Source organism: Collimonas sp. OK242, from assembly GCF_900107095.1.
Lineage (GTDB): Bacteria > Pseudomonadota > Gammaproteobacteria > Burkholderiales > Burkholderiaceae_D > Collimonas.
In genome coordinates this window covers 120,371-132,124 of sequence record NZ_FNOR01000003.1, presented here as the reverse complement: position 1 = coordinate 132,124, position 11,754 = coordinate 120,371, and the positions used below count along the sequence as shown (strand labels likewise).

Genomic DNA, 11,754 nt, shown 5'->3' with positions numbered 1-11,754 from the left:
CATGAACGATCAAACAAACGCTGAGGAGATGCTGCCTGCGGTCAGCGGCTCACTTGCCGATCAGATCTTTGCTGGCAAGGGAGAGATGGCCAGTCTGATACGCGCCACGGACTGGTCCAAGACTCCGCTGGGCCCGATCGAAGCATGGCCGCAGAGCCTTCGGACCGCCGTCAGCATCTGTCTTGGCTCACGCCATCCGATTGTCTTGTGGTGGGGGCCGGAACGATGGATGTTCTACAACGACGGCTACCGGCCACTGCTAGGCGGAAGAAAGCACCCGCAGTACCTTGGCCGCCCCGGGCAGGAGTGCTGGGCCGAGATCTGGGACATCATCGGCCCCATGATGGACCAGGTCATCGACACCGGCGAGGCCACCTGGTCGGAGGATCTGCTGTTGCTGATGCTCCGCTACTCCTATCTGGAGGAGACCTACTATACGTTCTCATACAGCCCGATTCGTGACGAAATGGGGCGGCCGAGCGGTATTTTCAACGCATGCACCGAGAGCACTGCGCGCGTTCTCGACAGACGCCGCTTGAAGACGCTGCGCGAGATGGCAATAGCGGCGCGAACCATTAACGAGGCCGCTCGGCTCTGCGCCGAGATTCTCGTACGCAATCGGCACGACATTCCCTTCGCCCTGGTGTACCTGGAGGATAGCTTCGGCAAACAGCTGCATCTGGCCGGCCATGCTGGCTTGGAGCCAGGGACCGCTGCCAGCCCGCTGACGGTGGACATGACGGATGCGGATGCCTTCGGTTGGCCTCTGGCACGCGTGGCCGGACATGGCCAGGCGGAGATGGTAGAGAATCTGGCCGATCGATTTGACTGTTTGCCCAGGGAGCCCTGGGATGAACCGGCGCACCAGGCGATGCTCCAGCCTATCGCGCACCCCGGGACGCAGCGGCTGGCCGGTGTACTGGTACTCGGGATCAGCCCGCGGCGGGCCTTCGACGATGATTACCGCGGCTTCTTCGATCTCGTCGCCGGGCACGTCGCTACCGCCGTGTCCAACGCCCGCGCCCTTGAGGAAGAGCGAGAGCGGGCCGAGAAGCTGGCCGAACTGGATCGCGTGAAGACCACCTTCTTCAGCAATGTGAGCCATGAGTTCCGCACCCCGCTTACCTTGATCCTCGGCCCCCTCGAAGATGCCCTTAGCGATCCAGGCCGGGTTCTTCGAGGTGATAGCCTCGAGACCGTACATCGAAGTGCGCTGCGCCTCTTGAGGCTAGTCAATAGCCTGCTCGATTTCTCGCGCATCGAAGCCAATCGCCTGACGTCGTCGTTCGAACCCATCGACCTCCCGGTCTTCACCGGCGGCCTCGCCGGATCCTTTCAGTCCCTGGTGGAATCGGCGGGACTGAAGCTGATTGTGGACTGCCCGCCGCAACCGGAGCCTGCCTACGTCGATCGGACCCAGTGGGAAAAGATTGTCCTGAACCTTATCTCGAATGCCTTCAAATTCACGTTCGAGGGCGAAATTACGATTCGGCTGCACGCGGCCGACGGCAAAATCGTGCTATCCGTGATCGATACCGGCACCGGCATCCCGGCCGAAGAACTGCCCAAGATCTTCGAGCGTTTCCATCGTATCGAGGGAGCGCGCGGCCGCAGCTTCGAGGGAACCGGGATCGGGCTCGCCCTGGTCCATGAGCTTGTCAAGCAACATGGCGGCGAGATACGCGCGGAAAGCCTGGTCGGCAAGGGCAGCACCTTCATCGTGACGATACCCACGGGTACCGATCATCTCCCCAAGGATCGGATCTTGTCCGAGTCCCGACTCGAAGCGGAGACCGTCGGAGCAACGCCGCACCTGCTGGAAGCCGCGCATTGGCTCAAGGACGGAAACGCCGTCACCGCCGGCGCTGCCGCGACCGCCGCTTCGACCGCCGCTTCGACCGTCACCTCTGGCGCCCGCATCCTGGTCGCCGACGACAACGCCGATATGCGCGAATACCTGGTCCGGCTGCTGGCGTCGAGGTGGCTGGTTGAGGCCGTCGTGGATGGACAAGCTGCTCTCGACTCGGCGCTCGAACGACCGCCCGACCTGGTTCTCAGCGACGTGATGATGCCGCGCATGGATGGCGTCGCCCTGTTGCGAGCGCTTCGGGCCGATCCAAGAACCAGCACGGTTCCGGTGGTTCTTCTTTCGGCACGCGCCGGCGAAGAGGCAATCATCAGCGGACTGGAAATCGGCGCCGACGACTACCTCGTGAAGCCGTTTTCCGGACGCGAACTGATCAGCCGGGTCGCGACGCACATGGAGATGGCGCGGATGCGCCGCGTGGCGGCGGACATCGCGAACGAACTGGCTGAGACGCGCGCGGCCCTGTTGAAAAATGTCGAGCAAAAAAACCAAGAGCTGGAAGCTTTCAGCTACTCCATCTCGCATGACCTCCGGGCGCCGCTCCGCACCATCGACGGCTTTAGCCAGGCTCTTCTGGAAGATCACGCGGGGCAACTCGATGCGGAAGGCCAGCACTACCTGCAACGCGTGCGCGCCGCCGCCAAGCGGATGGGTGAGCTGATCGATGACCTGCTTGAGTTGTCGCGAGTGGAACGAGTGAATCTCCGCCGTGAGCCGGTCGATCTGGCTCGCCTTGGCCAGCGCATCTGTGATTCACTCGCCAGCAGCGAGCCAGACCGAAAGGTGGCGTTCATCGTCAATGGCGGTCTAGTCGTGGACGCAGACTCGCGCCTGGTTGAGATCATCCTGGAGAATCTGCTGGGGAACGCGTGGAAGTTCACGACCAAGACGTCCGCCCCCCGAGTCGAGCTCGGGTCGGTCGTCAAGGATGGCCAGACCACCTTCTACGTGAAAGATAATGGCGCCGGCTTCAACCAGGCATACGCAGGGAGTCTCTTCGCGCCGTTCCAGCGTCTTCACTCGGAGCATGAATTCCCCGGGACGGGCATAGGTCTCGCCACCGTCAGACGCATCGTGGAGCGTCACGGTGGACGCGTGTGGGCAGAAGGAAAGGTCGATCAAGGAGCCGCGGTCTATTGGACGCTGCCGTCGCCCAGACGCGGGGCGTCGCCGGCAGGCTCCGCAACAGATCCGTCGAGCACGGATTCGATGCGGTAGGTTCTGCTGAATTTTGACGTTGCTTAGACATTCGGACTGATTGCATCGCCACTTTACGGTGGGAGAATCTAGGAACTGAAATTTTGTGCTTCTCAAAACTATCGTCCAACACATTTCTAAAGGCTCCTATGAATGAGACTTCCTCTGACAGTGATGCATATTTCAATTCACCTGTCGTGTCGGCATTGCGAGCCGATCTGGCGTTGGCTCTGCGTGCCGCAGCGCATCACGGGCTAGGAGAGGGAGTGTGTAATCATTTCAGCGTGGCAGTGCCGGATCGCAGCGATCTATTCCTCCTCAATCCTCGTGGCCTGATGTGGAGCGAGATACAAGCCGGCGATATCGTGATGATTGACGCCGCCGGCCGCAAACTCGCTGGCCAGCACGAAGTCGAACCTACGGCGATGTTCATTCATGCTGCGATTCACCGCATCGCCCGCAAAAACTGCGTGCTTCACACCCATATGCCTTATGCAACGGCTCTGACGCTGACGGAGGCCCGGGGCCTGGACACGACGTTGTCGCAGAATGCCATGCGTTATCACGGCCGGATCGCCGTCGATGACCAGTACAACGGACTGGCGCTGGATGGATCCGAAGGCGAGCGCATCGCTCACGCCATGTGCGGCGCCGATGTCGCTTTTCTTGGCAATCATGGCGTGCTGGTCTGCGGCGAGCGGATCGACTACGCTTACGATGACTTGTATTACCTGGAGCGAGCTTGCACCGCTCAAGTCCTGGCGAGCTCTACCGGCCGTGCCTTACGGCCGGTGCGCGCGGAACTGGCAGAACGCGTTGCGCAACAATTGCAGGGTGAACGCCTGCAGTCGGCGCTTTTTTTCGAAGCCTTGCGCCGGACATTGAAGCCGGATTGAATGCGCGCCACGAGAGCCGCCGGCACCTTACGCCCCTGTCATTACTGACAGCTGTGCCGATCTCGTAGGAAAGCTACAATGAGCCGTCTCCTACAGCTCTCCCCGAGTTTGGATCCTGCCCGTGACCGCAAGGTATCACGGGCTTTTTTTTCTGTCCGCCATAGACAAAAAGCGGCGATTATTTTGCGCACGTCATCTGCTTGCGTCATACCGCTGTCATGTTAGCTCGGTAAGATTCGACATGTTGATTTAGTGCTCACTCATAAAGACCAACTCAAACGGGCGGGGGCTTTTCGAAGGGTGTTTTGCCATCAGCAGGTTGGCCGGTAGCCTCGATCACCGGCACCAGTTTTTTTTGTTGTATTCCGATCAACCCGCCGCCGTGAGGTGCGCGGGTTTTTTTGTTTTCCGGCCCGGACCTCTTCAGTGCCATCGCTGATCGCTATAATGTTTTGCCATCCATACAAAGCTGATCAGCCAAAAGCACATGCCAATTCCAGCAGATGACATGACCGGGATTATTCTGCCGGAAATGCCTGAATCTATCCGCCAGGCCAGCTTGCGTTATACGGTCGATGCCGGACAACTGGCTGACCTGACCGCCGGCGGCATTGTTTTGCCCGAGAGCTTGGCAAGTGCGGCGTTAAAGCGGCAAGTGGAGTTCGCCGCCGGCAGGTTTTGCGCCCGCGCAGCGTTGCGACAGCTGGGCTACGAGAGCCGGGCGCCGCTCGCCATCGGCCAGCATCGGGCGCCGCTCTGGCCGGCCGGCTGCCTGGGCTCGATCAGCCATGGCGACGGGCTGGCGATTGCCGTTGTGACCACGACCAAGGCATGGCGAGGATTGGGGATCGATATTGAACGGATCCACACCAACGAAGCGGCAGAACCGCTGCTTGAACATCTGATGACGGCGGCGGAGCTGTCAGTCGGCAATGTTGCCGGCCTGTCCATTGCACACTGGCTGAGCCTGGTTTTTTCGGCCAAGGAAAGCTTGTTCAAGGCGCTGTATCCTTTGGTCGGACGCTATTTCGATTTTCTGGATGCCGAGGTGTGCGAGTTGCAAGAACAGCAATCCTGCATCACGCTAAGGCTGGTCACAAGCTTGTCGCCGTCATGCGTGAAAGGCAGCCTGTATTGCGTCCGTTATAGTTGTTTCTCCAGTAATGTCGCGACGCTATGCCTGCTTTGACGACTGGAAATTTGCGCAGCGGCACCTATAATAAAAGGTCTCCGGGAGGCTTATATGAAGGCTGCGAAGATCATCGAGATGTGGAGTAGGGCAAGTCATCAGGTACCGCACACCAGCGACGACGATATCGTGCAGATGTTTGCCAACGAGATTGCAAAACTGTCCTACAAGCTAACTGACGACGAGTTATATCGGCTGATTGCGGTGGGGGCATTGGTTTATCAGCGTGGTTTCAGGGAATTCGATGGGACCATCATGGCTGATCTGTTGATCAGAACCTTGCGCGAGGGCGGCAGAGCGTAGGGCGGATTCTGCAGCGATAAAATCCTCTTTCCCGAATAAAAAAGCCTACGTCCTTACGGCGCGCAGGCTTGCATGTCGGTGGTCGGAACGCTGATTAAATCCGGTAGATTTTCTCGCCGGTCTGAACAATCACAAACTTCCCTTCCGAATACGGATTCAGCGCGCGCCCATCTGCCAGTTGATAGGTTTTCGATACTGGCAGGCTACTGATTACGCCGTTTGCGGTGGCTCTTTCAATCGTGTTTTCATAACATTCAACATGATAGGCGTCCCCGGTTTCTTTGCCTTTGGCGTCGAATTTTTCTATTAAATCCATAAATGTCTCCTTGTGCATGAGGCTGGAATGCCTGCGGTAACGATACCAGATTTTATTTCGTAGTTGTAGTATTCAATGGCCGTACTCGATGGCGCTAACCAATGCGCGTGCATCGCAGTGCAAGTCCGATGCCTTGCTGCTATCCATTGCGGCGCGTACCATGAGGGTCGCAGCACGGCAAATACTTACAGAGGAAGCAGTAATGAACGACAGTTTGACAAGAGATGAATACGACGCACTGGGCCAGATCGGCAAGGGTGCGCACGGCAGGGTGAGTGCTTGCGTGGCAAGGAACACCAAGCGCCTGGCCGGGCTGAAGTACATTGCGTATGAAAAAAACGGCGGCCTGTCCTTGACCGAAAAAGGCCAGCAGACTTTGTTCATCAGGAATTGCATAGACGGTTTGCGCGCCGTGGCGAACGATCCTGGCACCAAGCTCGCGGCTGACGTTGCGATGTTCCTGGGGAAAAAGGGGCATGTCGTCGCCAGGCCCGCCGGCGACGGTTATGACATCACCGAAAAAGGGCGTGCATCCCTGGCGGATATTGATTCTTCGGCGGCCTGAACCGCCTTGGCGCTGCCACCGGCGCTGTCAATTACCCTGCCGCTTCGTGGCAATCAAGCCATAGCGCAAGTTGTTGCTAGTCCGGCCCGAAGTACTAAGCTTGTGCGCTCGGTAAAAAATCATATAAATCAAAGACTTGATTGAAATTGATAATGGTTATCCACAGGACTGTCCACAATTTCTGTGGGTAACTTTCAATCATCATTTGCTTTCGCTGAATCCAGCCGAATCTGGCCTGTAACGCAGAAGGAGAACCATGTCCACCTTGAAAGTAGGTTTGTTAGGCTACGGTTTTGCCGGCGCCACTTTTCATGCGCCGCTGATCGGATACTCGGGGCGCACCGAGCTTAGCGCAATTGCCAGCAGTCAAACCGAGGCTGCCGCCAAAGCGTGGCCGCAGGCGCGCATCGTTGCCGATCTCGACGGTTTGCTGGCGGATGCGGCGATCGAATGCATTGTGATCGCAACGCCCAATGACACCCATTTTGAATTTGCCCGTCGCGTACTGGCGGCAGGCAAGCATGTCGTGGTCGATAAGCCGGTCACGCTGAACGCAGGCGAGGCGCGCACCTTGGCGCGCATGGCGGCAGATAGCAAGCTGCTGCTGGCGCCGTTTCATAATCGCCGCTGGGATGGCGATTTCCGTACTTTGCAGTCGCTGTTCGCCGGCGGCCGGCTTGGCCACATTACGCATTTTGAATCGCATTTCGACCGTTTTCGACCCCAGGTGCGGCAGCGCTGGCGCGAGAATGCCTTAACCGGCGGCGGTTTGCTCTACGACCTTGGGCCGCATTTGATCGATCAGGCGCTGACATTGTTTGGCGCTCCGCAAAGTGTCTATGCAACCATCGGCGCCTATCGCGAACATGCCCAGGCCGACGACTATGTTCACTTGCAGCTGGGTTATCCGGACAAGCAGGTGGTGTTGCATGCCAGCGCCCTGAGCGCATTGGAGGCGCCGCGCTTTGTCGTGCATGGCCGCCGCGGCAGCTATCTGAAATCAGGGCTCGACAGCCAGGAAGATCAGCTCAAGGATGGTTTGCGTCCCGGGCAGCCGGGCTGGGCTAAAAACCCGCCCGGCTTGATCAGGGAAGTCGAAGGCGAGCTTGACCTGTGCGGTGAACTGGCTACGCTGGATGGCGCTTACGTGGAATTTTATCGTGCGCTGGCAGCCTCGATTCAGGAAGGCGCGCCCTTTCCGGTTGCGGCCGATGCTGCCGTCAGCGTCGCGGAAATTATCGAGCTGGCACGCCAGAGTGCTGAAGAGGGGCGGCGCCTACCCTATGCGAAAACGGGATGGTAACGCTATCATCCATGTGAATAACTGATATGCGTTAAATAAATTGGCGGTGCCGGGGGTGGGTCTATATAGTTGTACCTGTCTCCTCCAACACCTCACAAGGTTTGGATTCAAGCCCGCGCCGAAAGGTCCAGCGGGCTTTTTTTTGCCTGGCTGGTTTGCGGTAAATACGCGGCATCTGCCAGCTCTATTGCATTAGTTGCAAAAACTGTGTATAATTCAAAAATTGCCTGTCGAGCACAGCGTCTTAAAACGCGATTCATCCGTGAATCCTGCTTGAGTCGGGCCAATACAAGAGTAGATTCGTTACACGTCGGGACCACTTTCCAGATAGGACTGGGTTTCGGGAATCTTCTCCTGTATTGAAGAAATAAAAAAACCTGCTTGCCTCAAGGCCGCAGGTTTTTTTGCATTTGATACCGTATTTTTACTATATTGCAGTGCCGCATATTTCATCTTATAGTTGATGCGTCTCCTCCAACCCCTATGGTTTGGATTCTGCCCGCGCCGCAAGGTCCAGCGGGCTTTTTTTTGCCTGTCGGGAAGATGGATCAGCATAGTCGGGTGGGCAGGATATAGCCCACCCGACAAGTTTGTCAGGCGGTGACGTTAATTTGCAGGTGCCAGGCCGATAGCCTTGGCTTCAGTGCCGGCCTGCCGCCGGCAACGGCTTTACTGATGCGGTTTGATCGTTCGGCCGCGCTGCAACCGGGCATCGGAGCGGGCATTGCGGTTATAAGTGGACAGAAAACCGCGCGTTTTAAACTCTTTACGCAGCAGGAAAAAAGCAAGCAAAGCGGCAAAGGTGAGGGAGGCGAGGATGATTAACATTTTTTGTCTGTTTTTGAGTGATATCAGATAACAACAGCAAAATTCGCGCCAGATATCGCGGTTACAATCGGTGCACAATTGGTGCAGCGCGATACGCCGCCAATCACCTGCTCATCGGGCCATCAGGGTATCCAGCAGCCAGCTGCCGGCCGGCCCCAGCCCGCGCTGCCGTGACCAGACCGCATCGACCTGTATGCTTTTCGGCCAGCCGCGCACCTGCAACTCGAGCAAGCTGTTGGCGGCGAAGCGCTTGGCCATCCAGTATGGCAACTCGGCCCAGCCGAAGCCCAGTTCCGTCATTTCCAGCAGTAGCAAATAACTGGACGCGGTCCAGCATTTGCCGCGCCGGCGCTGCACCGCATCGTCAGCGTAGGTACTCAGGCGCAGTTCCCGCGCGCCATGCAGCATCTCGGTGGAGATGTGTCTAGCCTTCGCCAGCGGATGCTGTTTGCCGACGTACAAACCGATTGCCGAACGATCCGGGAGCGATTCAAAACCGATATCCGGCGCGTAGTCCGGCTGCGCCGCCACCAGCCCGAGATTGGCGCGTCCTTCCTGCACCAGAGTGACCACATCGTTGTGCTCCGCAATCATGCATTCCAGCTCCAGTTCGGGATAGCGCTGTTCGAAACTGGTGAGGATGTGCTCGAAGCGGTCCGACTGGTAAGTGTCGGACAGCACCAGGGTCAATTGCGGCTCCAGCCCGTCAGCCAGCCGGTGCGCCGATCGTTCCAGCCGGTCGGTGGCCTCCATCACTTGCTGCGCATGCACCAGCATCGCCCGGCCTTGTTCGGTCAGCGTCGGGCGGCGGGTGCTGCGATCGAACAGCGTCAGTCCGAGGTCGATTTCCAGGTTGGCGATCGCCTCGCTGACGGTGGATTGCTGTTTGCCGAGTTTGCGCGCCGCCGCAGAAAACGAACCTTGCGTGGCGGCCTCGACAAACATGAATAGCGTTTCCAGGGAGTGGCGCATGCGTGCTGGTTCCTGTGCATTTGTTTAATCATCGGTTTATCCGATGGTTATTAGTTTTATAGTATCAGGAAAATAGAAGAAAATAACCTCATCAACTTCATCAACTATTTCCGAAGTCATGGAGGCAATATGAATACGCATAAAACCTGGACCGAGCGCGCGATTCACGCACTGATTTTTGAAGTGCTGGCAGTGGCAATGACCGCACCGGTATTAGCCTGGGTATTGAAGGTGCCGATGGCACACGCGGGTTTGCTGACGCTGATGATTTCGCTGGTGGCGATGATCTGGAACATGATTTTCAACAGCCTGTTCGACCGCATCGAGCGCCATTGGCGCCTGGCCCGCACCATGGCCATGCGGGTCGTGCACGCCGCCGCATTTGAAGCCGGACTGGTCGCAATCGTCGTGCCTCTGGTGGCATGGTGGCTGGACATGAGCTTGCTCGAGGCACTGATTCTCGACATCGGCTTGCTGCTTTTCTTCCTGCCTTACACCTTCGTCTTCAACCTGGTGTACGACAAGCTGCGCGCAGCGCTGTTGAAGAAGCGTGCGTTTGCCAACACGTAATCAGGCCAGTCTGGAAATTATTGGAAATAGCCGCTGCCGATAACCAGCGGCTTGCCGATAATGCCGGCGCCGATCAAGCGCCGTGCGACGCCTTCGATTTTTGTCTGGAATGCCCGATAAGTGTCGAGCAAGTCGAGTTTAGGGTCTTTCGAATGCGACAGATCTGAGAGTGTGCTTGCTGGCACCAGGCACTGATACTGTTGAAATTCGACCGTCACCGAAAACAGGATGCCGGCGTTGGTCAGGCGAGGTGCGGCAAGTACGTTGTCCATCATGGTCTCCACGATAATACGGTTGCGCAGAGTCAGACGGGATCGATAGGGCAGGCTATCTGGCTGCTTATCCATGTTGCACGGAAACTGTCCGGCTGGCAAGGACAATACAGCTTTTAGGGAATTCGGCCAGATCCGTTATACACCTGCCGAATATCAGGTATGCGAACTCTAAAGCATACAAACAGGAGTCGCATCGCTATAGTTATGCCTGTCTCCTCCAACACCTCCTAGGTTTGGATTCAGCCCGCAACCGCAAGGTGTGCGGGCTTTTTTTTGCCTATTCGCTTTTTGTTCGGTTTCAGGCGTAAAAAAGCCGCCGGACCGATGCGGTGCGGCGGCTTGCGAGCAGTGCTGAAATGCAGTCGCAAGACTAATGCGCCATGCAGTAACCGTCCAGCTCCAGCAACAACTGCTGCTTTGCCGCTGCAGGTAAAAAAGTCGCTTCAAAAGCATTCCGCGCCAACATCACCAATTCGGTGCGGCTCAAGCGCAGCGATGCAGCCACTGCCAGGAAATTGGCGTTCATGTAGCCGCCGAAATAGGCCGGATCGTCAGAATTCACGGTAACCGCCAGGCCCGCATGCAGCATGCGCGCCAGGTTGTGGTTGCGCATGTCGTCGACCACGCATAACTTGAGGTTGGACAGCGGGCATACCGTCAGCGGGATGCGTTGCTGCGCCAGCCGCTTCATCAGAGCCGGGTCTTCTTCGCTGCGCACGCCGTGATCGATGCGCTCCACATGCAGCACATCGAGTGCGTCCTTGACGTATTGCGGCGGACCTTCTTCGCCGGCGTGGGCAACCAGGTGAAAGCCGAGTTCGCGGCAGCGCGCGAAGACCCGTGCAAATTTTTCCGGCGGGTTGCCGCGTTCGGCGGAATCCAGGCCTATGCCGATCCACAGGTCGCGATACTGCGCGCGCAAGGGCAGCGCTTGTTCCAGGGTGGCGAAGGCGTCTTCTTCCGATAAATGGCGCAGGAACGACATGATCATGGCGCTGCTGAAGCCGTGTTTGTCGCGCGCTTCACGCAAGGCGCGGGCGATCCCTGAAAATACCACATCGATGCCGATGCCGCGTTCGGTATGGGTTTGCGGATCGAAGAAAATTTCCGAATGGCGTACGTTGTCGGCGCGTGAGCGGACGATGTATGCCATCGTCATGTCGTAAAAATCCTGTTCGGTCTGCAATACTGCGGCGCCGGCATAGTACAGATCGAGAAACGATTGCAGATCGGTAAAGGCGTAAGCGGCGCGCAGCTCTTCCACCGAGGCGTATTGCAGTTTGACATTATTGCGTTGCGCCAGCGAGAACAGCAATTCAGGTTCCAGCGTGCCTTCGATATGCAGGTGCAATTCCGCTTTCGGCAAGCCTTCGATGAAGGAGATCAGATCGGCAGCGAGCGGCGCGGTAGTGCTGTTTGAATTCATGTGTACTTCCACGGTTAACAGGAGCTAATCCGCAATTTTACAGAATT

13 protein-coding genes are annotated in these 11,754 nt (G+C 57.6%); 7 read left to right on the top strand and 6 right to left on the bottom strand.

The features are described 5' to 3' along the window. Position 1 precedes the first annotated feature (1 nt). The 4 genes from BLV81_RS03745 (at position 2) to BLV81_RS03730 (ending at position 5,452) form a co-directional block, all read left to right on the top strand. Complete coding sequence (locus BLV81_RS03745; RefSeq protein ID WP_218134245.1) at positions 2 to 3,085, top strand: ATP-binding protein; 3,084 nt, start codon at positions 2 to 4, stop codon at positions 3,083 to 3,085. Between the two features lie 128 nt (positions 3,086 to 3,213). After that, entirely contained in the window at positions 3,214 to 3,960 is a 747-nt protein-coding gene (locus tag BLV81_RS03740; RefSeq protein WP_092352562.1) for an aldolase, read from the top strand. 508 nt (positions 3,961 to 4,468) lie between these two features. Next, a complete protein-coding gene (locus BLV81_RS03735) occupies positions 4,469 to 5,149 on the top strand; it encodes a 4'-phosphopantetheinyl transferase family protein (RefSeq protein ID WP_176992734.1) in 681 nt (226 codons plus the stop codon). A gap of 54 nt (positions 5,150 to 5,203) precedes the next feature. Next, positions 5,204 to 5,452 (top strand): hypothetical protein, encoded by a 249-nt coding sequence (locus tag BLV81_RS03730; RefSeq protein WP_092352559.1) that lies wholly within the window; start codon positions 5,204 to 5,206, stop codon positions 5,450 to 5,452. 94 nt (positions 5,453 to 5,546) lie between these two features. Here the strand turns inward: BLV81_RS03730 and BLV81_RS03725 are convergent, their stop codons facing one another. Continuing rightward, positions 5,547 to 5,768 carry a hypothetical protein gene (locus BLV81_RS03725; protein WP_092352557.1) on the bottom strand — a complete coding sequence of 74 codons (222 nt, stop codon included), beginning with the start codon at positions 5,766 to 5,768 and terminating at the stop codon, positions 5,547 to 5,549. Between the two features lie 202 nt (positions 5,769 to 5,970). Here BLV81_RS03725 and BLV81_RS03720 point away from each other — a divergent pair, with 202 nt between their 5' ends. Beyond that, positions 5,971 to 6,333: a hypothetical protein gene (locus tag BLV81_RS03720; protein ID WP_092352895.1), complete on the top strand. Its 363-nt coding sequence runs from the start codon at positions 5,971 to 5,973 to the stop codon at positions 6,331 to 6,333. A gap of 256 nt (positions 6,334 to 6,589) precedes the next feature. Continuing rightward, positions 6,590 to 7,636 (top strand): oxidoreductase, encoded by a 1,047-nt coding sequence (locus BLV81_RS03715; protein WP_092352554.1) that lies wholly within the window; start codon positions 6,590 to 6,592, stop codon positions 7,634 to 7,636. Between the two features lie 303 nt (positions 7,637 to 7,939). Here the strand turns inward: BLV81_RS03715 and BLV81_RS23480 are convergent, their stop codons facing one another. From BLV81_RS23480 to BLV81_RS03710, 3 genes are all read right to left on the bottom strand, one after another. After that, a complete protein-coding gene (locus BLV81_RS23480) occupies positions 7,940 to 8,191 on the bottom strand; it encodes a hypothetical protein (protein WP_143036270.1) in 252 nt (83 codons plus the stop codon). Positions 8,192 to 8,305: 114 nt separating this feature from the next. Continuing rightward, complete coding sequence (locus BLV81_RS23870; RefSeq protein WP_176992733.1) at positions 8,306 to 8,464, bottom strand: hypothetical protein; 159 nt, start codon at positions 8,462 to 8,464, stop codon at positions 8,306 to 8,308. Between the two features lie 111 nt (positions 8,465 to 8,575). Next, on the bottom strand, positions 8,576 to 9,436 hold the full coding sequence (locus BLV81_RS03710; RefSeq protein WP_092352553.1) for a LysR family transcriptional regulator: 861 nt from the start codon (positions 9,434 to 9,436) through the stop codon (positions 8,576 to 8,578). Between the two features lie 129 nt (positions 9,437 to 9,565). On the opposite strand from BLV81_RS03710, the gene BLV81_RS03705 reads away from it, so the two are divergent. Further along, on the top strand, positions 9,566 to 10,006 hold the full coding sequence (locus tag BLV81_RS03705) for a multidrug/biocide efflux PACE transporter (protein ID WP_092352551.1): 441 nt from the start codon (positions 9,566 to 9,568) through the stop codon (positions 10,004 to 10,006). Between the two features lie 17 nt (positions 10,007 to 10,023). On the opposite strand, the gene BLV81_RS03700 is transcribed toward BLV81_RS03705, so the two are convergent. Both BLV81_RS03700 and BLV81_RS03695 read right to left on the bottom strand, forming a co-directional pair. After that, on the bottom strand, positions 10,024 to 10,281 hold the full coding sequence (locus BLV81_RS03700) for a DUF1488 family protein (protein WP_176992732.1): 258 nt from the start codon (positions 10,279 to 10,281) through the stop codon (positions 10,024 to 10,026). Positions 10,282 to 10,651: 370 nt separating this feature from the next. Next, the gene (locus BLV81_RS03695) at positions 10,652 to 11,707 is read right to left on the bottom strand and encodes an adenosine deaminase (protein ID WP_092352547.1); all 1,056 of its coding nucleotides are present in this window, start codon (positions 11,705 to 11,707) and stop codon (positions 10,652 to 10,654) included. Positions 11,708 to 11,754: the final 47 nt, after the last annotated feature.